Genomic DNA, 26,059 nt, shown 5'->3' on the forward strand with positions numbered 1-26,059 from the left:
TTATTGAGGCGGCATATCCGGGGTATTTTCTTCAATGGTAATCCATTGTCCGTCTTCGGACTGCGTATACCCTTGTTCTTCCATTCGTTTTTCGTAGGCTTCCATGCGCTTCTCACGCCGGGCCTTGGCCCGTGCAATCCGTGCGCTGATTTTATCGACATTGACCAGTCGCTTGCCGTTCCGAACCGGACTGAACACATACAAATCTTGACTGGCCACACCGTCCGTATCCCACTTCAACGGGGCAATACTAAATTCCATATCCTGAGCACGCTGAATACGAGAATTCACATCCCGGCTGGACCAATTGGACGGCAATGAACCGACCCGACCGGCAAACCGGATGAAATCATATCCCAAAGCGACCCAGAAATCGGCCTGTCCGAGACCTTCTTCAGTCAAGGCGTTCTGAAGCACACGTCCACCGTCCGAGTCTTCCCACCATGCGCCGGGACAAACAGCCAGACGATAGTAATGCTCATCGATCCCCTTGGCGGCATCCAATGCCTGACTCCACAATCCGGGACCGAGAAAAACCAATTGATCACCTTCGTAAAAAAAGAAATTGGGAAGTAATGTCTGCGCCTGTCGCCAGCCATCCGGGATAAAGACAGCTCCGAAGTCAGGCATTTCCAACGGCACATCCTTATTGTCATTGAAATCAGCCGGGACGTGCAGCAACTTACCGATACGTTTACTCCACTGTTTCAACTGTTTGGGCGGATATGACTGCATTCCCCTGATGCGACCACCAAGAGGCGTGGCTTCCTTATAAAACGTCTCGGCCATGGTCCGACCATAATCTTCTTCGGGATAAAAAACCGCAAGATCAGTAATGCCCAACTCGTCAACCGCCATGGAGACAAGGCTGCGCACCTCGTCATTCCGACTGGCGAAAAAACGCCAGGCATCCCGGCCCTCGGTCAAGTCTCCCAACGAAGACAAAAAGGTGAACACCGCCCGATCTTCAAACACGCTTCGGGCCGACGCAGACCCTTCGGACAACTGCTTGAACGCACTGATTCGCAACGGACCGCCCACCACGGAATAATGTGCGGGCAATGCTGCGAGCCTATCCTGCCAGCCAGGAATATCCGTATTGATAACTTGCAGATCAACCGAAATATCGTCTTGCGCCAACCGCCATTGGGCAAGCCCTGCACCACGAACAATTTTCACACCAACCTTGGCATACGGGCCGGTCAAAGGCAGGGCCAGAACCAATCCGATACGCGGCACACCGTAGCGGTCTTCCAACGCGACCAATTTCGCGTCCAAAGACGCGGTATCGACCAACAGGCTATTGCTCGCCAGATTACGCATGGTCCGCCATGCTGTGGACCATGTATCGGAATCATCCGCCGCCCGAACACCGTGTTCAAACGCGACAAGCGCATAGGGGAACTGCCATTGATTGGCCGTATCGACCATTGAAAAAAGCGCCTCAAGCTCCTGGTCCGATTTATCCGAGAGCTGTTCCCGGAAGACCCGCTCGAACCCGGCCTTGGCCGAATCATCAGACGCCTGTTGATAATATTGATTCAACACGTCCATGGCCCGGTCCGCATCACCCATCTCACGAAAATAGTCGTTGTACCACAACGCGACATCCCGCTTAGTGGCCCACGGCGTTTTCGTGCTCTTCAAGACCCATTTCAAATGATTATTCAACCGCTCTGTTCGTCCCAATGCGGCCATGGTCTTGAGATAGGTCAACTCCCAGGAAACAAGTTCCAACGCGCCAGTGTCCTGATTGGCCCAGTTTTCCAACGCGATTCTGGCTTGATGATAATGTGAATTCTGATAGGCGGACTCGGCAAGACGCCCATAAATCAATGGGAGTTCACTGCGGACAATGTCCTGTCGTTCCACCGCTGCGGCATAATACAATTCGGCACTCTCGTAGTGCTCGGCCTGCCATGCGGCATCCGCTTCCATGAGCAGATTGGGCGTGGACAGCAAATCCACACTTTTGACGGATTGCTGCATGGGAGCACACCCCCAGACGACCAATCCAAGCAAAAGCAGAAGGACACAAAAACGCGGACTATAAGAAAAATGTGTTCGGTGCATCGTCTGTTCCATAAGAGCTGGAGTACTCGCTTGATAAAAAAAACCCGGCCCGTGAATCACGGGCCGGGTAAGGTATACTTTGCTTGGGCAGCTAAGGCAAGCTACTTGACTTCGGTGTAATCGGCATCGACCACATCGTCGTCATCCTTGGGAGCGGCACCGGCATCTGCGCCAGCCGCACCGGCTGCTCCGGCGGCTCCGCCACCCATGTCAGGGCCTGCGCCGCCTTCGGTATTCTGCTGGGCGTACAATTGTTCAGCCAGCTTGTGTGAACTTTCCGACAACTCAGCGGTCTTGGCCTTGATTTCTTCGACATCGTCGGTCTCAAGGGCCTTTTTCAAAGTCTCGATCTTGCTTTCGATGTCAGCCTTCAACTCGGCATCAACCTTGTCACCGAGGTCACGCATGGATTTCTCGGAGGTATACACCAAGGTATCAGCCTGGTTGCGAACCTCGATGAGTTCCTGCTTTTTCTTGTCCTCGTCAGCATGGGATTCGGCATCCTTGACCATCTGATCGATCTCTTCGTCGGACAAGCCCGAGGAAGCGGTGATCTGGATGGACTGCTCATGGCCGGTCCCCATATCCTTGGCGTTGACATGCACGATACCGTTGGCATCGATGTCAAAGGAAACTTCAATCTGGGGAACGCCACGGGGTGCCGGCGGCAAGCCGGTCAGCTCGAAGTTGCCCAACAGCTTGTTATCTGCGGACATGGGACGTTCACCCTGGAAGACACGGATGGACACGGACGGCTGGTTATCAGCCGCGGTGGTGAACACCTGGGACTTCTTGGTCGGAATGGTGGTATTGCGCTCGATCAAGTGTGTCATCACGCCACCCATGGTCTCAATGCCAAGGGACAGCGGTGTCACGTCGAGAAGCAGTACGTCTTTGACGTCACCAGCCAAAATACCACCCTGAATGGCAGCACCCATGGCCACGACTTCATCCGGGTTCACGGAACGGTTGGGTTCCTTGCCGAAGAAGGATTTCACCTTTTCCTGCACCAGCGGCATACGGGTCATACCACCGACGAGAATGACTTCGTCGATGTCAGATGCGGACAGGCCGGCATCTTTCAGGGCCTTTTTGCACGGCTCAGCAGTCCGGTCGACCAGGTCCTCGACAAGTTTTTCCAACTTGCTGCGGCTGATCTTGACCATCATGTGCTTGGGACCGTTCTGGTCAGCAGTGATAAAGGGCAGGTTGACCTCGGTCTCAACAGAAGAGGACAGGTCATGCTTGGCCTTTTCCGCTGCTTCCTTGAGCCGTTGCAGGGCCATACGGTCCTGAGACAGGTCAATGCCATTCTCTTTCTTGAACTCGTCCACCAGATATTCGATGATCCGAAGATCAAAGTCTTCGCCACCGAGGAACGTGTCACCATTGGTTGCACGAACTTCGACAACATTGTCACCGACTTCCAGGATGGAGACATCAAAAGTACCGCCACCGAGGTCAAAGACCGCGATCTTTTCGTTGGCTTTCTTGTCGAATCCATAGGCCAGAGATGCGGCGGTCGGTTCGTTGATGATACGCTTGACCTCAAGGCCAGCGATCTTGCCAGCGTCTTTGGTGGCCTGACGCTGAGAGTCATTGAAATATGCGGGAACCGTGATAACCGCTTCGGTCACATTTTCGCCCAAATAGGTTTCAGCGTCCTTCTTCAGTTTCTGAAGAATAATGGCGGAAACTTCCGGCGGAGAAGACTTCTTGCCGTCAATTTCAACCCAGGCATCATTGCCGTTGCCGGAAACGATGTCATACGGACAGTGCTTCTGCCATTTTTTAACCTCAGGCGAACTCACCTGACGACCCATCATGCGCTTGATGGCAAAAACGGTTTTCTCCGGATTGGTGACGGCCTGACGCTTGGCGATATCACCGACCAGACGTTCCTTGTCAGTAAAGGCCACGACGGACGGCGTAGTGCGTCCCCCTTCGGGGTTCGTGACGCATTTCGGATCCTTACCTTCCATGACGTAAACGCAGGAGTTGGTAGTTCCGAGGTCGATCCCTATGATTTTACCCATATGTATTTCCTCCTCAAAGATTCTATTGAAATAGTCGTTATCGACGTTGTTTTTCGTTACCCTGTTCAATAAGTACGCATTCGCCCTTGTAAAGAGCTTCAGCATCAAAAAATATATCTATGCCTTATTCACCATGACTTTTGCCGGTCGAATCAATCGTCCCTTCAGGCGATATCCACCCTGGACAACCTGCGCGATCTGGTTGTCGGCAAGTCCTTCTTCTTCAACCGTGCCCACGGCTTCATGAATTTCGGGATCGAATTCGCCACCCACAGTCGCGGAAACAACCTCCAACCCATGGCCTTTCACGGCATCAAGAAACAACTTGCGGGTCATATCCACACCAATGACAAAATTCTTGCAGGCACCATCCAGATTGTCAGTATGAGCCAAGGCAAGATCAAGGTTGTCCAACACCGGCAGCAGGTCGGCCAATATGGACTCGCCCGCATACTTCTTCATTTCCTGATTTTCCCGGAACAACCGTTTTTTGACGTTCTCGGCATCGGCCAAGGCCCGAAGGCGTATCCCTTCCGCTTCCTTGAACACGTCACATTCAGGACACACCGACTCACGACACAAGGCGGTCAATTCTTCCTGGCTTAAAGAAACTTCAGCGGCCTCAGCCTCTGCGGTCTCGTCAGTTGCATCAGGTGTCTCACCCTGTTCTTCGTTAAAAATCGTCCCTTCATCGTCATAGAGACCGTTAATGGGCACTTCGTTCTTGTTCTCTTTGGTCATATATCATCCTTAAAAATCGTGATTCATCATGAAAAGGCCCCGTCAAAAGCGAGGCTGAAAAGGAAATAAGCATGGGGAAAAGGTTGTCAATGGTCTTTTATATAAGAATATGACAGATCGGAAAATCTCACGGCAAAAAACCGCGATTTCATCTACAAACAGAACTGTCCGTTCTCATAAATCATGGAAGAAGAACCGCTCCTGCACCAGGCTGTGACCCGCTTTGGCTGAGTATTGACCAAATCCCAATGCATATCGGACCTATTGAATCCTAGCTCGTCTTCCAGCTCCGGGGTCAACAATTCCGAAGGGCCGGAAAAACTCTCCACCACGGCCCCGCCGAGTGCGATATGACAGTTGCCGGTCTCCCCACCAAAATTCTCATCAAGCAACGTGTGCGCCATAAATCGATCAACGCGGGAAAAACGTGTGTCCGTCAGGGAAAATTCCCCGACCCGACGAGCACCGGCATCAGAATACATCTGATCCTGCAAAAAGACCTGCCCCCGCTCGGATTCCACCCGGGCCGCAATCCCTTCGGAAAAATCCAACGACGCACCGATCACGAGGTGACCATATCGAAGACTGGGCTGGTCTGCATAATATGTCCCTTCCACCGCACGAGCATCAGGGGCGAAATATATTTCATATCCCGGAATATTCCCGCCGCTCACACCGACAAATTGCCGATTATTGCCCACGGGCACCTTGAGATTGATATTTTCTGATTCCACATGCAGCGACGAGATGTCCATGGAACCAAGCCAATCGCACACGCCCTGAATCTCACGTTGCAACCGCTTCCACTCCTTGACCGGACTGGGCATATTCAGCCAACAGGCACGTGTCAGGGCGGTGGCATATTCCTCCAACGTCATCCCCGATGCGGTCGCCAACGCTTCCGTGGGGTACAGACAGGTGGTCCAACCAAGGACGCCCGCCTGTTTCCGACGCTGTAAAATCTGTCGATTCAGGTCATCTGATCGACGGCCCTCGGCAATGGTACGCGGATCGACCGTCTGAAGATGGGTCAAATCTTCTGGGGCCAAGATGGTAATGATTCCAGCGACGTGGCTATATAACTCACTCAAACCGGGCTGTTGAAAAAGGAGCTGGCTGTAGCTGGAATTGAGATACCGTTCCATCTCCATATACGGTGAGGGCATGGCCATGGCCACGGGCATGAGGTGCATATCCATGAGCCGGGAGTACACGGCCTCGGTCAAAGCCAACCCCGGGATATCGTACCGAATCAAAACGATATCCTTGTTCTTGAGAGGCTTTTCCCTGCTCTGGGCCAATGCCCAGACAAGGACTTCCGCATAATTTTCCAAATCAACCTGACTCAATACCGACACACCGACTCCTTGTATTGGATGCTCACACTTCCGAGCCTGAAAGGATACAAAGCCATCCCCTTCGAAGCAACTGTTTTCAATGAAGGACTGCACTTTTGACTTCCTCTTGCAGTGGACGTACACCACCGGGTATGCCTATATTACCACTCCCAGACTATTGTCCGCCGCTTCCGTTTTGCTCTGCCACCATCGCCACGGTGTATCCCCCGATTTTTCGAATGACGCCACTGACGGCCCCGAATCGAGAACGAATTGAACTCCCGGATACCGATTTTCTCGATTTCGACTGGCACCGGTCCCGCACCGGCGAAACTCGCAAGCTGGTCATCGTCAGTCATGGACTGGAAGGCCATGCCCGCAAAAAATACGTACTTGGCATGGCTCGCATGTTGACCGGACTCGGTCATGATGTCGCCTGCTGGTGCCAACGGGGATGCAGTGATGAACCCAACCGATTGCCTCGCTCGTACCATTCCGGCGAAACAGACGACCTGCACGCGGTCATCATGCACTGCCTGTCCACAGGCCGGTATGACGAAATCAGCCTGATCGGCTTTTCCATGGGCGGCAACCAGATCCTCAAATACCTCGGAGAAAATCCTGACCGGATTCCGCCACAGGTCGTGAATGCAGCGACCTTTTCCGTGCCCTGCGATCTGGATGCCACGGAACGCATGATCGCCCTGCCATCCCGGCATATCTATTTTGAATATTTCATGCGCGGACTCCGCCGGACCATTCGTGAAAAAAGTGATCGGTTCCCGAATGTCATCGACAGCACCCGCTTGCGCGGTATCAAAACGCTCAGGGATTTTGATGATCGATTCACGGCACCGTCCAACGGATTCACTGACGCGGCCGATTACTACGCCCAATCCAGTTCTCTCCAATTCCTGCAACACATCCGGATTCCGACGCTGCTGGTCAATGCCCTCAATGACCCGTTTCTCGCACCATCCTGTTACCCCACGCAGGATGCCGAAACCAACCCCAACCTATTCCTGGAGATGCCCAAGTACGGCGGTCATGTCGGATTTGTTCTGGGCGGCAAAGAAAACATCTACTGGTCCGAACATCGGGCCGCCCAATTCCTGACCCAAACCAACACCAAACAAACCGCAGCCGTCTAAGGACGCCAATCCTCGACCATAAAAAAGGGCTGCCCCCACTTTGGGAGCAGCCCGTTCTCTCTTTTCATTCGTCTTCTTATGCGAAGACCAGACTGCCGTTTTCCTCATCCACGGTCACCGTGGAATCCTCAATCAGCTCGCCACCGATAAGCCGTTTTGCCAACGGTGTTTCCAGATGCGCCTGCAAATACCGATGCAATGGACGCGCACCGAAACTCGGGTCATACGCGGCTTCAGCGATAAACAGCTTGGCCTTGTCCGTAAGCACCAGACCAATCTTGCGATCTTCCAACCGCGACCGCAGTCCTGCCACCAACAGATCAATAATACCTGTCAATTGCGCGGGAGTCAGCGGATGGAACAAAACGGTTTCATCCACACGGTTCAGGAATTCCGGTCGGAAATGATGCCGTAGAACATCCATGACCTGCGCTTCCACACCATCCCGGAAATCCCCGGACGCATCAATGCCATCAAGCATATATTCGGCACCGAGGTTGCTTGTCATGATGACAATGGTATTCTTGAAATCCACGGTCCGGCCATGGGAGTCCGTCAGCCGTCCATCATCCAGAATTTGCAAGAGCACGTTGAACACGTCGTGGTGCGCCTTTTCTATTTCATCGAACAGGATGACGGAATATGGTTTCCGTCTGACAGCCTCAGTCAACTGACCGCCCTCATCGTAGCCGATATAGCCCGGAGGCGCACCGATCAATCGAGCCACGGTGTGCTTCTCCATATACTCGGACATATCAATACGAATCATATTGTCTTCGGAATCGAACAGGGCTGAAGCAAGGGTCTTGCACAGCTCGGTCTTGCCAACGCCCGTAGGTCCAAGAAAGATGAACGAACCAATGGGCTTGGTCGGGTCTTTCAATCCGGCCCGGGCACGCAACACGGCATCGGCCACGGCCTGAACCGCTTCATCTTGACCGATGACCCGCTCATGCAAGGTTTCACCGAGTTTGAGCAGCTTTTCCCGCTCCCCTTCCATCAGGCGAGAAACCGGAATACCTGTCCAACGGGCAATGACCTGCGCCACATCGTTGGGACCGACTTCTTCCCGCACCATACGCGGGGCATCGCTGGACTCAAGGGCTTCATTGCGCTCCCTGAGTTCCTTTTCAAGCCCAGCCAGACGGCCATATTCCAATTCGGCAGCGCGGTTGTAATCCAGAACCCGCTTGGCCTCCTCGACTTCATGTCGTGTGGTTTCGATATCACTCTTCAAGGAACGGAGCCGTTCGATACTGCCCTTTTCATTTTCCCACTGGGCCAGCAATGTGGCCTGATGTTCCTTCAATTCAGCCAACTTCTTTTCCAGCTCGACCAGCCGGTCCTGAGACGCGGCATCTGATTCCCGCTTCAAGGCCTCACGCTCGATTTCGAGTTGCAGGACGTGTCGATTGGCCTTGTCCAACTCATACGGCTGTGAATCAATTTCCGTGCGAATCAGGGCCGCGGCCTCGTCAATGAGGTCAATGGCCTTGTCCGGCAGTTGCCGATCAGAAATGTACCGATTGGACAAGACTGCGGCTTCCACGATCGAAGCATCAGCGATGCGCACACCGTGATGCACTTCGAACCGTTCACGCAATCCACGCAAAATGGAAATAGTATCTTCCACACTCGGTTCTTCCACGAGTACGGTCTGGAAACGACGCTCAAGGGCCGGATCTTTTTCGATATATTTACGATATTCGTCAATGGTGGTGGCACCAATGCAGTGCAGCTCGCCACGGGCCAACATGGGTTTCAGGATATTGCCCGCGTCCATGGCACCGTCGGTCTTGCCCGCACCAACAATGGTATGCAACTCATCGATGAACATGAGAATCTGACCAGCGGACTCCTGCACTTCCTTGAGCACGGCCTTGAGCCGTTCCTCGAATTCACCACGGTACTTGGCTCCGGCAATGAGCGATCCCATATCCAATGAAAAAACAGTCTTGTCCTTCAAGCCTTCGGGCACGTCTCCATTGACTATTCGTTGGGCCAACCCTTCGGCAATGGCGGTTTTACCGACACCAGCCTCGCCAATGAGGACAGGGTTGTTCTTTGTCCGACGAGACAGAATGCGGATCACGCGACGGATCTCGCTATCGCGGCCAATGACCGGATCGAGCTTGCCGTCCCGGGCTTCCTCCACCAGATCACGCCCGTATTTCTTGAGCGAATCATACGTAGCTTCGGGATTGTCGGACGTCACTCGCTGCTTGCCACGCACGGCTTCCAGCGCACCGAGGACCGTGTTCTTGTCCAGATTGAACTGTTTGTTGACGCGCCCAATGCCTGTGGACGACGGTTCCTCCATGAGCACCACAAAAATGTGCTCCACAGAGACGAACTCGTCCTTCATGCGCTTACGCATGTCGTCGGCAGCGACCAACGTCTTTTGCAAACGTGGAGTGACAACAATCTGATCGGGACGCGCACCGGACCCCGTCACACGGGGAATCCTGGCGATTTCAGCGTCTATGGCACTGAGATACGCGTCAGGAGCCACGCCAAGCTTGCGCAAAATCTGGGGAACAAGCCCCTGCTCCTGCGAAACCAGCGCACGCATGAGATGCTCACAATCGATCTGCTGATGTCCACTTCGAATGGCCAGATTCTGGGCCTCGGACACCGCGTCCTGCGTCTTTTTCGTAAATGTATTCGGATCCATATCTTTCCCTCCTCAGAGAAGAAAAGGCTCCACTATACCAGCCTCTTCAACTCCACGACTTCTTTTTCCAATTCTTCGACCTTCTCCAACAGGTCCACAATGATGGACCCGGAGTTGAAGGACACGTCCAGATCTTTGACCAGACGCATGAGTTTGTGAATGCGGTACACGTCCCGCAACCGGAACAGGTACTCCTCCGCACTCGTTTTTTTCGGACTGATCCAACCAAGATCGACCAATTCGGCCACCTCGGCGGGTTCAATACTGGTCAATTGGACCAATTGCGCCCATGCCACATATTCACTTGGCTCGGGCAGATTCAGCCCGGGCTGTTGCAACAACATTTCCTGCAATTTCCGTGTGGTCATCGTTGAGCTTCCTCAAAATTTTCTCGGCGTAAACTCCGAGACTTCCTGCAATTGCTCGAACAAATCACGCTCCTTGCCGGACAGCCGTTCCGGGACCTGAATCATGATACGCACGAACTGATCACCTTTTTTCGCACCAGACCCAAGGCCTCTGCCCTTGATACGCAATTTTTTCCCGGACCCAATGCCCGGAGGGATCTTCATCTCCACAGCACCGTCCAAAGTGGGAACACGCACATTCGCTCCCAGCGCAGCCTCCCAGGGAGACAGGGGCAGATCAAGAATAATATCGGTATCGGAGACCTTGAACATGTGATGCTGCATCAGCCGAATCTTGAGATACAAGTCCCCTTTTGGACCACCGCCCATACCGGGATTTCCCTGTCCGGCCAGCCGGATTTTCTGACCATCCTTAATCCCTGCCGGAACAGTGATCTCCAATGTTTTGGTGGTCATGCGAGGGATGCCTTCCGGACCGGACGTCTGTTCCTGAACCGTGATGGACTTCTTGCCACCCCGATACGCCTCTTCCAGCGTCATCTCATATGAAGCCTCGGAATCAGACCCGCGCCGAGGACGCTGCTGATAGCCCCCGCCACCAAAACCGCCCTGATGGAATCCGCCCTGACGAAAACCACCCTGATGGAAACCGCCACCACCCGGGGCACCGCCGCCACCGAAAATAGTTTCAAAGAAATCGGAAAAGCCAGCACCGCCGCCACCAAAGCCACCACCGCCATACTGCATATTCTCGTATCCCGGCGGCGGCTGAAAATTCTGACCATGTTCCCAATCAGAACCGAACTGATCGTACAATTTGCGCTTTTTTTCGTCCTTGAGGACTTCATACGCTTCATTGATTTCCTTGAATTTCGTTTCAGCCCCACTGTCATTCGGATTCAAGTCAGGATGATATTTGCGGGCCAATTTCTTGAACCCTTTACTGATCTCATCCCTTGAGGCGGAGCGGGAAACTCCAAGAAGTTTATAATAATCTTTATATTCCATTCGAATCGTATTCCTTTCCTAAAACCAAATTTTCACACGCAATTCTAAAATAATATGCGTCTCCGATCTGTCAAGACGCAAATCCAACTTTCTCGAACTTTTTCCACAGACTTATCCACAGATATTCTTGAGAAGAACATCAAAGAGACCAACTCACTGGCGTCCTTTCGCCCATGCAGCCTTTCACTCACGCCTGACCAGATCATCCGGTCCCATTGACTATATAAAGGTGTCCGGTCTTTCCGGGTCGTAATTCCGAGTATTCCGATTATAACAATACGTACAACTTCCAGGCCGTTTAAACCAGCGAATCAGCAAGGCTCCGGCGATAAAACCGCCTACATGCGCCCACCACGCCACACCATGCGCCCCCTGTTGAACGGAAGAAGAAAGCCCGGACGCCAACTGGGAAAGAAACCAGATGCCAAGAAAAACAAAGGATGGCACCTGAAAAAAGAGTGGTATGATAATAATGGGCACCAGGACGGTGACGCGCCCATGTGGATACAAGGCAACATACGCCCCCATCACACCGGCCACGGCCCCGGATGCCCCCACAATGGGAATCACCGATTCCGACTCGAACATCATGTGCAACACCACTGCGGCCAAACCGCAAAGCAGATAAAAAACTACAAACCGACCATGGCCGGTCACATCTTCGATGTTGTCACCAAACAGCCACAGCATCCACATGTTCATGATGACGTGCAGCCAGCCGCCATGCAAAAACATGTAGGCAATAAACGGCCATCCAAAAGACTCGGGGTATCCGGCCCAGGCCGCCCAGTCCGGGGCAAAGAACCGGGCCGGAACCACTCCAGCCACATGATAGAGCAGCGCAAGGTCTCCGGGATTCAAGGTCAACGTATAAAAAAAGATCACCGCATTGATGACAATGAGCAGGCCCACCCCATACGGGGTCGAGACTCGCGGCACATTGTCACGAATGGGAATCATGCATCGATCTCCTCAATCTGAAATTTCTCGGCCAAATCCGGCCAGATAGCGTCCATCCACACTGCCACGTCCTCATCACGCGCCCGGGCTGTGTCCTGAACAACCGATTGCAACCGATCAGCTTCGGCGGCAAGGTCTGCCAGTCCGCCGTCATTGCGCAACACCACTTCGCAGGCAGCAAGTTTTTCCTTTTCCGGCCATTGCCAGGCATCGAATAGAGCCATGGTGTCAACAGACAAATGCCGCTTGCGCCGCAATTCGCCGGTCCGTTTTTCCTGCGGACAGGACACCCCAACCACCATATCAATCCGATTATCTTTATGCCAGCCCGATTCGAGCAAAAGCGGAATCTCGGCATACGCGGCCACAGCGTCACGATTCGCAACAAAGAATTCGTCGCACGCATGACGAACCATGGGATGAATCATATCCATAATTTCGCGACGGGTTGTTTCCGATGTCTGCATGGCCTGAAACAAGGCAGGTTTGTCCACACTTCCGTCTTCATGAGAATACAGACCGCCAAACCGCTGCCGAATCATTGACGCGCCGTCGCCGTCAGGGCCATACAACGCGGCCACACAGGCATCCGCACTGAAACAGGGAAGCTGGCGTTCCCGCAAGACCTTCAACACCGTGGATTTGCCACAACCGGGCATTCCCACGATTCCCACTCGCACGCATTCTCGCCGCAGTCCGGCCAGCAGATTTTGAAAATCTTCTGGCGGAGCCTGCCAACGCACCAACTTCTCGCCGGTCACAGGATGGGTCACGGACAAGAAAAATGCGTGAAGCATCTGTCGTGGAGCCAATGTCGCCAAAGAATCGGTTCGTCTCGACCACTCGGCATTCTCACGCGAACCATAGACCCCATCCCCTACGAGCGGATGTCCGATATGAGCCATGTGAACCCGAATCTGATGCGTCCGCCCCGTATGGATACGGACAGCGACCAGCGATGCCAGCCCACGCGGTCCGGTCCAGAGGACACGGTATTCACTCCGAGCCTCGCGACCGCCCTTGTCAACAACCGCCATCCGCGTTTTCTGGCTGGGATGCCGTCCCATGGGCGCATCAATATGGCCGTGGGATTGTGGCGGACACCCGTGAACAATGGCGAGGTACACCTTGTGAACCTTGCGATCAGCAAAATCAGCCGCCAGCTTCAACCGAGCGGCCTCGGTCCGGGCAACGGCCATGATACCGGACGTGTCCTTATCCAACCGATGGACGATACCAGGCCGTTGCTCATCCATGCCCGAGACGTGACCCGCAATATCCGGCCACTGATGCAGCAAATAATTGACGAATGTCGGTCCGGGTTCGGCAGGGGCCGGATGCGTGGTCACACCAGCACGTTTTTCAACCACCAGCATATGCTCGTCTTCAAACAGCACGGGGATATGCCCGGTGACCGGCTTGGGTGCTGTCTCGCCGATGGACAACGCTTCTGCCCCGATAGCAACCCGCTCGCCGCCCAAAAGTTTATACTTGCCTTTGCGCACATCCTGTCCATCGACCACGGCCATACCGGATTCAATCCAGGATTTGACCCGACCACGTGAAACCCCTTCGTCAGCCAGCTCGCGCCCCCAGAATTTATCCAGACGCATTCCCCTGTCCGAAAAGTCCACAGTCCTTTGCCACATGTTCATTTTTTTCTTTTGATCCATAATACACGATATACCGGGAATTATTGGAAAGTAAAATTCAAATGTATTTTATGCATTGTCCGAACATCAAATTGGGTCTTGACCCTTCGCTTTCAGAAGATTATGAAAGGGAAATTTTGTGCTATTGCAACTTTCAATAAAAATATTTCATATAACACCAGCACACGAGGAGGGCCAATGGCCTTACATCTGGTAGATCACCCACTTGTCCAACATAAAGTCGGCCTGCTCCGATCCCATGACATTTCCACCAGCCACTTCAGAATGCTTTCAAACGAGATTACCCGTTTGTTGACCTATGAGGCAACCAAAGACTTCGAGACCGAAAAACGAACCATCAAGGGATGGGCCGGTGACGTTGAAGTGGATTGCATCAAAGGCAAAATGGTCACGGTCGTTCCCATTCTGCGCGCTGGATTCGGCATGATGGACGGTGTTTTCGACATGATTCCCGGTGCCAAGGCATCCGTCGTCGGTTTCTACCGTGACGAAGAAAGCCTTGAGCCAGTACAATACTACGTCAAGCTCGCCAACAAGATCGAACAGCGCACCGCGTTGATCCTCGATCCCATGCTGGCAACTGGTGGCACACTGGATGCAACCATTCGTCTGCTCAAGGACGCTGGATGTACATCCATTCGCGGCCTGTTCCTGTGCGCGGCACCGGAAGGGGTTGACCGAATTCTCAAGGCGCATCCAGAGGTAGAGATTTATACAGCCGCCCTTGATGAGCGGCTCAACGACATCGGATACATCATCCCCGGTCTCGGAGACGCGGGAGACAAGATATTCGGTACCAAGTAGGTATGAAGACACGCTTCACAGCGTGTCTTTTTTTGGTGTTTTTCCGGGGGACAACATTCAATGGCACACCATGCATCTTTTCTGTCCACACACGAAAGGATCATGGCAACGCCCGAGAGGAGGAGTAAGTAAATTATGAGTGAATTTCATTCAACAGAGTACAATTTCAGACCAAAAGACGCGCTACTTGGCGCGCAGATGTTGTTTGTCGCGTTCGGCGCGCTCGTGCTGGTCCCGATCCTGACCGGCATCGATTCCAATGTTGCCCTGTTCACCGCAGGCATAGGCACATTGATTTTTCAAATTATCACCAAGGGCAAAGTCCCGGTCTTCCTGGCATCCAGTTTTGCCTTTCTCCCGCCCCTGTTCGCGGCCCAGCAAGGACAATTTTCTTACTCCGGCATCATGTGCGGTCTGGTTGCAGCCGGCTTCCTGTACATTATCATCAGCTTGCTGATCCGTTTCTTCGGCTCCGACTTCCTTCACAAGCTCTTGCCCCCCATTGTTACCGGTCCTGTTATCATGCTGATCGGCCTGATTTTGGCCCCCACAGCCGTCAACATGTCTCTGGGACACAACGGCATGGTCTGGATCGAAGCGAAAAATCCGTCCATGATCATCGCCGGAGTCGCTCTTCTCACCACGGTTCTGACCTCGCTGCTCGGCAAGGGCTGGTTCAAACTCATCCCCATTCTGTGCGGCATCACCGCTGGATACGCCTGCGCCCTTATCATGGACGCGACCGGCATCACGGCTTCCATGCAGCAAACATTTATGGCCTCGGCCGTTGACGGAAAAATCGCTGGCATGGGCATCGCTCCATGGATGGACGATACTTTCATCAGCTTCGCCACCGTCAAGGATGCACCATGGTTTGCACTCCCGAACTTCAGTATGCCCACCTGGGATCTGGATGCGATCCTCTTTGTCGTCCCCATCGCCATTGCTCCGGCCATTGAACATTTCGGTGACGTTCTGGCCATTGGTTCCATCTCCGGCAAAGACTATGTTGAAGATCCCGGCATCCAGAATACCATGCTCGGTGACGGCGTCGCCACCTCAGTCGCCTGTATGCTCGGTGGCCCGCCGAATACCACCTACTCCGAAGTATCCGGTGCCGTCGCACTGACCCGCGCCTTTAACCCGGCTATCATGACCTGGGCCGCAATCACCGCCATCCTGCTCGCCTTTGTCGGCAAACTCGGCGGCCTGCTCGGCACCATTCCCATGCCGGTCATGGGCGGCATCATGCTGTTGCTCTTCGGTGCCATCACGGTCATCGGTCTGTCCACACTCGTCCGATCTCAACTCGACCTCATGCAGTCCAGAAACATGATTATCGTGTCCATCATCATGGTCTTCGGTCTGGGTGGCATGGTCCTGAATATCGGTATTACCGACTTGAAAGGCATCGGCCTCGGCGCCATTGCCGGTGTGATCCTGAATCTGGTCCTGCCCGGCAAGGCCGAAGCGGAAAAAACCATTTAATCACACTCGTTCACAACCAAAGCCCCTGCCGCGTGTTCCGACAGGGGCTTTGTCATTTTCTCCCACCCCGTTTTTCCATGGACCGGGCACCGGCAAGCCGCTATAGTACTTGGCTCAAAGGAGCACTGAATGCGCGAAACAGTCACTGGACTCATTCTCACATATAATGGCGAACGCCTGCTTGAAAAATGTCTCAAATCCCTTGATTTCTGCGACGAAATTCTTGTCGTGGATTCAAATTCATCGGATACAACCCGCGATATAGCCGAAGCCTGTGGCGCACGGATCATCGTGAACCCATGGCCTGGCCCGGTCGCCCAATTCAAACTGGCCTTACGTGAAATCACCACAACATGGGTCGTTTCACTGGATCAGGATGAATACCTGACCGATGAGTTACGAGAAAATATCATCACCAAACTCTCCAAAAAGGAACACATCGCAGGCTACTACACCCCCCGGAGTTCATTCTATTTCAACCGATTCATGAAGCACTCCGGCTGGTATCCGGACTATCTTTTCCGAGTTTTCCGCATGGGCCAGATGGAGGTCACCGCCTCGGGCGCCCACTACCACTTCAACCCACGAGGAGAAACGGCAAAACTGCGTGGGGACATCCTGCACTACCCCTACGAATCCTTTCAGCAACATATGGAAAAAATCAATTACTATGCGGAAGAAGGTGCCATTGCCCTCCGGGAAAAGGGCAAACGAGGGGGCATGACCAAAGCCCTGAGCCACGCCACCATGCGATTCATCAAACTCTATATTCTCAAGCTCGGATTTCTCGACGGAACAGCCGGATTCTGCAACGCTCTGGCCGGATATTACTACACTTTTCAGAAATATATCCGTATCGAAGAAAAAGGGAAATGGGGGAATTAACCCATTCCTTACGCTTTTATGAAAAAGAGCGTTTCTCACACCCCGAGTTTGTGGTATTGAAACGCTCAAGAATATGACTTTTTTCCTTGGAGGAAACAATGGAAGGAATCAATCTTCAGGCACTTATCGATACCGGCATGTATTATCTGACCACCTACGGTGCCAGAATCATCGTCGCGCTGGTCGTTTTTCTGATCGGACGCATGATTGCCAAGACCATTGCGAATTTCACCCGAAAAATCATCATGAAAGCCCATGTCGATGAAACACTCGGCATGTTTTTACGCAACATCATCTATTATGTCCTCCTCGCCGCCGTGGTCATCGCCGCCCTTGGTCAGGCCGGAATCAACGTCACGTCCTTCCTGGCTGTTCTCGGTGCCGCAGGCTTGGCCGTCGGCCTTGCACTCAAGGACTCCCTGTCCAATTTCGCGGCCGGTGTCATCATCATTCTGCTCAAATTCTTCAAACAAGGTGACTATGTCACGGTTGGCGGAGAATCCGGTGTGGTGACAGCCGTCAACATCTTCAACACGGTTCTGACAACCCCGGACAACAAGGTCATCACCGTACCAAACTCAGCCGTCCTCGGCGGCACTATTACCAATGTCACGGCCAATCCCACCCGACGCGTGGATATGATTTTCGGCATTGGATATTCAGATGACGTGCTCAAGGCAAAGACCATCCTGAAACGCATTCTTGACGAAGACCCGCGCGTCCTCGACGATCCAGCCCCACAAGTGGAAGTATCGGAACTCGCAGACTCGTCAGTCAACTTCGTGGTCCGTCCATGGTGCAAGACAGCCGACTATTGGGGTGTCTACTTTGGCGTCACGGAAAAGGTCAAATTGATTTTCGATCAGGAAGGCATTTCCATTCCCTTCCCGCAACAGGATGTGTATCTGCACCCCGTTGATAGCGCGGAGCAATAAACGTCCATTGTTTACGAGAACGAAAAACCTGATGAAAAAAAAGGACTCGGCACAGTGTGTCCACAGTTCAAGCAGGAATGGAAGCCGCCTGCGGCGGTTTAGCAGGTGATTTCGCCTCCGGCAGCCAAAGGGGATCTCCCTTTGGAAACCCACTGTCGCCTTTGGCGAAGGGACCAATCTTTCAAAAAAAACATGACCTCAACGCCCCGACTTTTCTCTGATCACAAGAAAAGTCCCGCCACTCTCCTGTGACGGGACTTTTTGTCTATCAATACCGTACCGCACTGCCATAAAGACAGTACGAACACGCTTCTACTGTTCGTCGATCCAGGCGTTCGCTTCTTTTACATCCAGTGTGCCGACGTAGATGGCCCGGCCCGAGATGGCTCCCTCCAGCCCTTTCTTGCACAGTGGATGCAAATTCTTGATGTCGTCCAGTGTATGCACGCCTCCGGCTGCGATAACCGGCACAGAGGTCTTGGAACACAATGCGGTCAATCCCTTGAGATTGACCCCAGTCTGCATCCCATCGCGGGAAATATCCGTGTACACGATGAAACAAATTCCATCAGCTTCGAGCCGAGGCAACACGTCATCCATGGTCAACCCCGCGTCCTCGACCCATCCCTTGGTCTTGAGCTGGCCATCAACCGCATCAAGGGACACCCCGATCCGGCCAGGCAATGCCGCGCACAGATCGGAAAAGAGCGCGGGATCTTCAAGGGCCATGGTCCCGATAATCAACCGATGTACTCCAGCCTCAATGTACTTTCTGGCGGTTTCAATATCACGAATACCCCCACCAAGCTGAACAGGGATATCGATGGCCGAACAAATCGACCGAATGAGTTCGAAATTTTTAGGGATGCCGGAAAACGCTCCATCCAGGTCAACAACGTGGAGGAAACGGGCACCAAGATCGGCCCAGTACCGGGCCTGTGCTACCGGGTCAGACCCGAAGACAGTGACTTCATCCTCCTTGCCCTGCGCAAGGCGGACACATTCACCATTTTTGATATCGACTGCGGGAAAAAGAATCATATTCCGAATTCCTTACGTATTAAATCTAATTATTACTGACTGTCTTCAAAAGCGTCTTCACCGATCACCAGCCAGACATCTCCAACGAGGTCACGAGAAGCGATTTTCACAAACGTATCTTCATAGTATCATCGTTCGTGTGAAAACCTGTCAAGTGAAATCAAACGGGCACCAACAATGAGACGCGTATACAAAGGGAGAAGCGGCAAAATTGCAGCTCCTCCCTTTCAATCAACTTTTCGAAAATTTCAAACGCGGATCATGCTCCGCGCATCACAATTATAAACCGAGTTCCATGAGCTTTTCTTCAATACCATCCGAGGCCAGCCGGGTCGCTGAGACCCACTTGCCGCCACGATCAGCGAACTTGCGCGCCGTGAACAAATTGTCCAACAAGGCTTGTTGGGTCTCTTCATACCGGGACCGAATCATGCGTTCCTGGTTCACATCGATAAGATAAAAATCTATGGCCACGGAGGCTGGCTGCTTCACACCGGCCGAACTTCCATCACGCTCACGCCAGGACGTCAGTTGCGGGACCAGCAGGAAATCTGCCTGAATGCATTTCCCCACGCCCAACCAGTATTTCCATGCGGACAGCTTCGGCAAACCGGAATCCTCGAAAACCACCACATCTTCACACTGCTGGACCGCAGAAGGCGTGATGTAATCAAAGACCTGATGTTTGTTCAATGTGTCAGCGAGAACCATGTTCAATGTTGCCAAAGTCCCGTCCGGAGCAGGCTTTCCTTCCTCGTCGAGATACCCGGCCAAAAGTTCCCAATTATACACAGGATTAGTAAATCCTGCCACGGCAAGTTTGCCTTCGGGACGAGGAACCGCCGCAGTCCGGGACGTGGCACATCCGGTCAAAAGCAATATACTCATGCAAACAGCGACTATTCCGAAAGAGAATGTGATGCGCTTCATCAGTCGAGGCTCCCTTTGGTGCTGGAAACGCCGGTTCGCCCGACAGCGACACCATGCGACAGAGCAAGCCCCAACGCCTTGAAGGCCGCTTCCAGAAGATGATGGCCATTCTGGCCGTACTCGTATTTGACGTGCAGGTTCATGCCTGCCTTGAATGCAAAAGATTTAAGGAATTCGCGCCAGACGTCTTTTTCGTCTCCGGCAATGATATCCGGCAACAAAGCATCGTCGTACACGATATATGGACGCCCAGACAGGTCCAGTACGACCTCGACCAGCGCTTCATCCATGGGCACTTTTGCCGACGCGACCCGGTTGATGCCACGCTTGTCGCCCAAGGCCTCGTTCAAAGCCTGCCCCAAGCACAACCCGATATCTTCCAAGCTGTGATGGCTGTCAATATCCAGATCGCCCGTGCATGTCAGGTCCAAATCAAACCGTGCCCAAAATGCGCACAACGTGAGCATGTGGTCGGCAAAACCGATGCCGGTCCGCACATTCACCTCGCCCTCGCCATCCAGGGTCAATGTCAGTTTGATGTCCGTTTCCTTGGTGGTCCGAACCACCGTGGCCTGGCGTGTGCCCATGCCATTACTCCTTATGCAATGAATGAATCAATATCAGCAAGGACTGTATAGGAAAGCTCTCGAAAAATAAACCGGGCAGGGATATCCCTGCCCGATCATATTTGATTATGCTTTTTCAGTGGTCTCTTCAGTCTCAGCGGCAACCGCATCCAATTCGGCCTGGGCCGCAGCCTCTTGCTCGGCCTGTTTTTTCAGATGCCGTTTTTCCTTTTTGCCAAAGAAATACGCCACCCAAATGCCGACCTCATACAAAATAATCAATGGTCCGGCCATGAGGCACTGCGTGAAAGGATCTGGCGGCGTCAAGATGGCAGCCATGACAAATCCGATCAAAATCGCATATTTCCGTTTTTTACGCAGGCCGGCCGAGGAAACCATCCCCATCCTGGCAAGGAAAAAGATAAAGAGTGGCAGTTCAAAAACAAACCCAAAGGCAAAAAGCAATTTCAAACAAAAACTCAAATATTCATTCAACTTCGGCGTGAATTGAATCCCCTCGGTGGAAAATCCGGCAAAAAATTCGAAACCGAACGGGAACACCACAAAATATCCGAACAACGCCCCTGAAGTAAAGAAAAGTGCCGAAATAATGGCCATGGGGACCATCCATTTACGCTCATGGGCATACAGACCCGGGGCAATAAATCCCCAAATCTGGGCAAAAACATACGGGCTGACCAGAAACAAACCAGCCACAATGGAAATCTTGATATGTGAAAAAAAGGCTTCAGCCGGGTAGGTATACTGAAAATGTCCCTGCTGTGTGACCTGCATCAAGGACTGTTGCAAGGCATCCATAAACAACGACATCTGTTCGGTGTGTGCAAATCCCTTGTCAGCCAGGGACTGTGTCAACATCTGCCCGAAATCTCGGAAAAATTCTGGAGAAAGTACAGGATTCTGTGCGGCTTGTTCCTGAAAAACCTTAATCATCGGCTCCATCAGGATGTCGAACATCTGTTCAGCGAATCCATAACAAGCAACCATGCCGATAGCGATGGCAATAAAGGCCCGGGTCAACCGAAAACGCAGTTCGCCCAAATGATCCAACAAGGACATCTGACCGGCTTCTTCCGAGTCTTCCCCGTCCTCGTCGCTCTCTTCGTCTTCGTCGCCCTCAGTGGCATCAGCGTCATCGTCTTCGTCGCCCTCAGTGGCATCAGCGTCATCGTCAGCGTCGCCCTCAGTGGCATCAGCGTCATCGTCAGCGTCGTCAGCGTCGTCCGATGATTCGTCCGAATCAGCAGCATCAGCAAGCGTCTCTTCGGCCTGCTTCAATTCCTCATCAGTCACGACAGCGGTTTCGTCCTCTTCAAGCGAAGGATCATCATTGGGATCGACCTGAGACTCGGCTTCGTTTTCCCCGTTTCCGGGGGCCTTCACATCATCTTTTTCTGAACTCATGTCAGTCTACGCCTTTGTTTCTTTCGAGGCGTCAGGGATATTGGATTCGGCCTGTGCTTTTTCCAACTCGGCTTTGGCCGTCTCGGCTTCAGCCTTGGCGGTCTCGGCTTCAATCTTTGCCTTTTCAGCCTTACGCCGAGCCAACTCTTCGTCCACCTCACGCTTGCGTGCTTCAGATTCGGCCTTGTTGACCTCATCGTCTAACGTGGATTTGACGTCATTGCCGACACGTTTGAATTCAGCCACCCCCTTGCCCAATGAACGAAGCATCTCAGGCAATTTTTTGGGACCGACGACAACAAGTGCCACCAAGCAGATAATCAGTAACTCAGGTCCGCCTATTCCAAACATACATTTTTCCTTGATTCTGAACTCTTACGTGAACAGCGCACCCCGCCATACATCTGGCCGGCACACACCAACCCCATGTCATCTGACACAGATGACGCTGCCATCTTCGAACTTATGGAATCAACATCAATTCTTCAAATATTGTCAACATGAAATAGCCACATAAGTGGCTATTTCATGAATTCAACAGATTTATTCCCATTCAATGGTGCTCGGCGGCTTGGACGAAATGTCCAGAACCACACGATTGACACCCTTGACCTCGTTGATAATCCGATTGGACATACGCGCCAGAATATCCGACGGCACTCTGGACCAATCAGCGGTCATGGCATCGAGCGAATCCACAATACGCAAGGCGATCACGTTTTCATAGGTCCGATCATCACCCATGACACCAACGGTTTTGAGAGGCAACAACACGGCGAATCCCTGCCAGACCTTACGGTACCAATCAGAGGCGACCATCTCGTTCTGGACGATACGATCCGCCAACCGCAGGATTTCCAACCGCTCCTCAGTCACTTCACCGATGATACGAATGGACAGGCCCGGACCGGGAAATGGCTGCCGCCAAATAATGTGTTCGGGCAAACCGAGTTCATAGGCTGCACGACGGACTTCGTCCTTGAACAACTCACGAAGCGGTTCCACCAACTTGAGATTCATCTTTTCGGGCAGACCACCCACATTGTGGTGAGACTTGATGACCGCCGAAGGACCTTTGAAGGATTCGGATTCGATCACGTCCGGGTAGAGGGTCCCCTGACCCAAGAATTTTACGCCCTTGATCGCTTTGGCCTCGCGGTCAAAGACCTCAATGAACTTGTACCCAATAATTTTCCGTTTCTTTTCGGGATCTTCCACGCCCTTCAAGTCGGACAGGAATTCGTCAGCCGCATCCACCAGCTTGACGTTCAGGTCGAAATGCTCGGCCAGAAAACCGATAACTTCTTCCTTTTCGCCCATGCGGAGCAACCCGTTATCCACGAAAATGCAATGCAAATTCTTGCCGATGGCCCGATGCAGCATGACTGCGGCCACCGTGGAATCAATACCACCGGACAGACCAAGAACAACCTTGTCGTCACCGACCTGTTTTTTCAGGTCTTCAATGGTGGATTCAACAAACCCGGCCATGGACCATGAAGCTTCAAGGCCTGCGACCTTGAACAGGAAGTTCTGAATGATGGTTCCACCGTCGGTGGTATGAGCCACTTCCGGGTGGAACTGCAATGCGTAAATTTTCTTTTCCACGTTCCCCATGGCGGCGAACTCGATGGAATCGGTCTTGCCCATGGGGACAAAACCATCCGGGATGGATTCAACCCGGTCACCGTGGGACATCCAGACCGTCAGATTGTCCTTCTCTTCGACATCGTCAAAGAGCACACAATCGTTCAGTGCGGTGAACTGCGCCCGGCCATATTCACGATCCGTGGAGGCAACAACCTTTCCGCCCAATTTGTGGGACAAGAGCTGCATTCCGTAGCAAATGCCAAGCACCGGGATGCCCATCGCCATATAGTCCATATTCAAATCAGGGCATCCGCCTTCCAAAACGCTGGACGGGCCACCTGACAGAATAAGAGCTGACGGTTTGAATGCCTTGACCCGTTCAGGATCGACATTACAGGGATGAATCTCGGAGTACACCCCGGCCTCGCGGACGCGCCGCGCAATGAGCTGGGTGAACTGGCTGCCAAAATCAAGGATGAGTACTCTGTTTTCGTGCATGTATATCTCTCTAATTCACTATGCCAAAAATGAAAAGTAGAAGATGCCTTCCCTCCGGTTTCAACCTGAAACCGACACCATGGCCAGATCGTCCGGGACATTGGTGGTGGAAGGAAGACTCTGCCGCTTTATCCTGACATGGCAGGGCAAGATAAGCGGGACAAAATATCAGGGTCACACCCTGTAGGGCGGCATTATGACTGTCCGGGACGGCATCGGGATGAATCGGATGGATCGTTCGTTCCATCCCATTGCCGATTCCCGGACCTCACAAGGCGTGTTCTCCCATGCGCACCACTTGCGCGAACACGCCCCAAAAAGTGTTCATGGCAGGCCACAACGTGACCTGCCTCATTGGATTTAGCCGTCGCCTCGGTAGTTCGGAGATTCCTTGGTGATCGTCACATCATGAACATGTGATTCCCGGAGACCGGCCGAGGAAATCTGGACCATCTGGGAATTTTCATACAAATCATCAAGCGAAGCGGCTCCAGCGTAGCCCATGCCGGACCGAAGTCCACCAATGAACTGATACAGAGATTCGCCGACTTTGCCACGGAAGGCCACACGGCCGACAATACCTTCGGGAACGAGCTTCTTGGATTTCTCCTGGAAATACCGATCAGAGCTGCCCTGCTTCATGGCGTCGATGGACCCCATGCCGCGATACTGCTTGTAGGTACGACCTTGATACAGGATGGTTTCGCCCGGAGACTCTTCAGTTCCAGCCAAGACCGAACCCATCATGCAGCAATTAGCACCGCAGGCCAACGCCTTGACCACGTCACCGGAAAATTTGATACCACCATCAGCAATGATGCATTTGCCGGCTTCACGAGCAGCGCGCGTGGCTTCCATCACGGCCGTTACCTGCGGCACACCCACACCGGACACGATCCGAGTCGTGCAAATGGATCCAGGACCGATACCAACTTTGACAGTGTCCACTCCGGCTTCGAGCAACGCCTTGGTCCCTTCATATGTTGCAACATTACCACCAATCAATTGAACGTTGGGATATGCGGCACGAAGTTCCCGCGTGGACTTGAGAATGTTTTCGGAATGACCATGAGCGGAATCAAGCACCAGGAAATCGGCTCCGGCGTGTAACAACGCCTCGGACCGGCTCAGGCAATCCTTGCCAACACCGATAGCCGCACCAACGAGCAGCCGCCCCTTGGAATCCTTGACGGCATCAGGATACTTCTTGTGCTTGTTGATATCCTTGATGGTAATCAATCCCTTGAGACGATTTTCCTCGTCCACCACAAGCAGCTTTTCAATCCGGTGCTGATGCAGTTTACGTTTGGCCTCTTCGTTATCAATGCCCTCGGGCACGGTCACGAGATCGCGAGAAGTCATCAGCTCGGAGACCAGCGGGTTATCATCCTTGACAAACCGAATGTCGCGGTTGGTGATGATACCGACCAGGTGATCGCCCTTGACCACCGGCAGCCCGGAAATACGGTATTCGGCCATGATCGCCTTGACCTTGCCCAAATCATCGTCAGGATGCACGGTGATGGGGTCGGAAATCATGCCGGACTCGGACTTCTTGACCCGATCGACTTCACGGGCCTGTTCACGAACAGACATATTTTTGTGAATGACCCCGGCACCGCCGTGTCTGGCCATGGAAATGGCCATACGGGATTCCGTCACCGTATCCATGGCAGCCGAAATCAGCGGAATATTCAACTTGATCTCGGGCGTCAGATACGTTGACACATCCACTTCGTTAGGCAAAATATTGGAATATGCCGGGACTAAAAGGACATCGTCAAAAGTCAATGCCTTATCGAGAATCTTGCTCATATATACCTCCAGAGCGATGGTTGACTACCTCTACGTTGAAGGCCGAACGTTTCCGCTCGGC

The 26,059-nt window shown here is 52.9% G+C and carries 21 protein-coding genes; 5 read left to right on the plus strand and 16 right to left on the minus strand.

Translation table 11 applies throughout. The features are described from left to right. From GO013_RS01085 to GO013_RS01100, 4 genes are all read right to left on the minus strand, one after another. On the minus strand, positions 1-2,073 hold the full coding sequence (locus GO013_RS01085; RefSeq protein WP_203529288.1) for a hypothetical protein: 2,073 nt from the start codon (positions 2,071-2,073) through the stop codon (positions 1-3). A 101-nt stretch (positions 2,074-2,174) separates the two neighbouring features. Beyond that, positions 2,175-4,109: a molecular chaperone DnaK gene (dnaK, locus tag GO013_RS01090; RefSeq protein WP_163808188.1), complete on the minus strand. Its 1,935-nt coding sequence runs from the start codon at positions 4,107-4,109 to the stop codon at positions 2,175-2,177. Between the two features lie 117 nt (positions 4,110-4,226). Next, complete coding sequence (locus GO013_RS01095) at positions 4,227-4,850, minus strand: nucleotide exchange factor GrpE (protein ID WP_203529290.1); 624 nt, start codon at positions 4,848-4,850, stop codon at positions 4,227-4,229. Positions 4,851-5,002: 152 nt separating this feature from the next. Further along, entirely contained in the window at positions 5,003-6,208 is a 1,206-nt protein-coding gene (locus tag GO013_RS01100; RefSeq protein WP_163808189.1) for an aminopeptidase, read from the minus strand. 131 nt (positions 6,209-6,339) lie between these two features. On the opposite strand from GO013_RS01100, the gene GO013_RS01105 reads away from it, so the two are divergent. After that, positions 6,340-7,338, plus strand: coding sequence for an alpha/beta fold hydrolase (locus GO013_RS01105; RefSeq protein WP_163808190.1), 999 nt, complete (start codon positions 6,340-6,342; stop codon positions 7,336-7,338). A gap of 76 nt (positions 7,339-7,414) precedes the next feature. Here the strand turns inward: GO013_RS01105 and clpB are convergent, their stop codons facing one another. From clpB to coaE, 5 genes are all read right to left on the minus strand, one after another. Then, a complete protein-coding gene (gene clpB / locus GO013_RS01110) occupies positions 7,415-10,012 on the minus strand; it encodes an ATP-dependent chaperone ClpB (protein WP_163808191.1) in 2,598 nt (865 codons plus the stop codon). A gap of 32 nt (positions 10,013-10,044) precedes the next feature. Further along, positions 10,045-10,380, minus strand: coding sequence for a chaperone modulator CbpM (locus tag GO013_RS01115; protein ID WP_163808192.1), 336 nt, complete (start codon positions 10,378-10,380; stop codon positions 10,045-10,047). 12 nt (positions 10,381-10,392) lie between these two features. Next, positions 10,393-11,388, minus strand: a complete 996-nt coding sequence (locus tag GO013_RS01120; protein WP_163808193.1) for a DnaJ C-terminal domain-containing protein — start codon at positions 11,386-11,388, stop codon at positions 10,393-10,395. Between the two features lie 219 nt (positions 11,389-11,607). Further along, a complete protein-coding gene (locus tag GO013_RS01125) occupies positions 11,608-12,348 on the minus strand; it encodes a rhomboid family intramembrane serine protease (RefSeq protein WP_163808194.1) in 741 nt (246 codons plus the stop codon). Further along, complete coding sequence (gene coaE, locus GO013_RS01130) at positions 12,345-13,961, minus strand: dephospho-CoA kinase (protein WP_239057688.1); 1,617 nt, start codon at positions 13,959-13,961, stop codon at positions 12,345-12,347. The genes GO013_RS01125 and coaE overlap by 4 nt, the downstream gene beginning before the upstream one ends. A 237-nt stretch (positions 13,962-14,198) precedes the next feature. On the opposite strand from coaE, the gene upp reads away from it, so the two are divergent. From upp to GO013_RS01150, 4 genes are all read left to right on the plus strand, one after another. Beyond that, the gene (gene upp / locus GO013_RS01135) at positions 14,199-14,825 is read left to right on the plus strand and encodes a uracil phosphoribosyltransferase (protein WP_163808196.1); all 627 of its coding nucleotides are present in this window, start codon (positions 14,199-14,201) and stop codon (positions 14,823-14,825) included. Positions 14,826-14,960: 135 nt separating this feature from the next. After that, positions 14,961-16,313 carry a uracil-xanthine permease family protein gene (locus tag GO013_RS01140; RefSeq protein WP_163808197.1) on the plus strand — a complete coding sequence of 451 codons (1,353 nt, stop codon included), beginning with the start codon at positions 14,961-14,963 and terminating at the stop codon, positions 16,311-16,313. 129 nt (positions 16,314-16,442) lie between these two features. Further along, a complete protein-coding gene (locus tag GO013_RS01145) occupies positions 16,443-17,198 on the plus strand; it encodes a glycosyltransferase family 2 protein (RefSeq protein ID WP_163808198.1) in 756 nt (251 codons plus the stop codon). Between the two features lie 98 nt (positions 17,199-17,296). Next, positions 17,297-18,133: a mechanosensitive ion channel domain-containing protein gene (locus GO013_RS01150; protein WP_163808199.1), complete on the plus strand. Its 837-nt coding sequence runs from the start codon at positions 17,297-17,299 to the stop codon at positions 18,131-18,133. Between the two features lie 312 nt (positions 18,134-18,445). Here GO013_RS01150 and hisA read toward each other — a convergent pair whose 3' ends face one another. The 7 genes from hisA to guaB form a co-directional block, all read right to left on the minus strand. Beyond that, positions 18,446-19,174 (minus strand): 1-(5-phosphoribosyl)-5-[(5-phosphoribosylamino)methylideneamino]imidazole-4-carboxamide isomerase, encoded by a 729-nt coding sequence (gene hisA / locus GO013_RS01155; protein ID WP_163808200.1) that lies wholly within the window; start codon positions 19,172-19,174, stop codon positions 18,446-18,448. Between the two features lie 279 nt (positions 19,175-19,453). Continuing rightward, on the minus strand, positions 19,454-20,062 hold the full coding sequence (locus GO013_RS01160; RefSeq protein ID WP_239057689.1) for a hypothetical protein: 609 nt from the start codon (positions 20,060-20,062) through the stop codon (positions 19,454-19,456). 41 nt (positions 20,063-20,103) lie between these two features. Then, positions 20,104-20,691 carry an imidazoleglycerol-phosphate dehydratase HisB gene (hisB, locus tag GO013_RS01165; RefSeq protein ID WP_163808202.1) on the minus strand — a complete coding sequence of 196 codons (588 nt, stop codon included), beginning with the start codon at positions 20,689-20,691 and terminating at the stop codon, positions 20,104-20,106. Positions 20,692-20,796: 105 nt separating this feature from the next. Next, positions 20,797-22,095, minus strand: coding sequence for a twin-arginine translocase subunit TatC (gene tatC, locus GO013_RS01170; RefSeq protein ID WP_163808203.1), 1,299 nt, complete (start codon positions 22,093-22,095; stop codon positions 20,797-20,799). A gap of 6 nt (positions 22,096-22,101) precedes the next feature. Next, positions 22,102-22,446, minus strand: a complete 345-nt coding sequence (gene tatB / locus GO013_RS01175; protein WP_163808204.1) for a Sec-independent protein translocase protein TatB — start codon at positions 22,444-22,446, stop codon at positions 22,102-22,104. A 192-nt stretch (positions 22,447-22,638) separates the two neighbouring features. Next, positions 22,639-24,183: a glutamine-hydrolyzing GMP synthase gene (gene guaA, locus GO013_RS01180; protein WP_163808205.1), complete on the minus strand. Its 1,545-nt coding sequence runs from the start codon at positions 24,181-24,183 to the stop codon at positions 22,639-22,641. Between the two features lie 360 nt (positions 24,184-24,543). Continuing rightward, positions 24,544-25,998: an IMP dehydrogenase gene (gene guaB, locus GO013_RS01185; RefSeq protein ID WP_163808206.1), complete on the minus strand. Its 1,455-nt coding sequence runs from the start codon at positions 25,996-25,998 to the stop codon at positions 24,544-24,546. Between the last annotated feature and the right edge of the window lie 61 nt (positions 25,999-26,059).

This window comes from Pseudodesulfovibrio sp. JC047 (assembly GCF_010468615.1).
Classification (GTDB): Bacteria; Desulfobacterota; Desulfovibrionia; order Desulfovibrionales; family Desulfovibrionaceae; genus Pseudodesulfovibrio.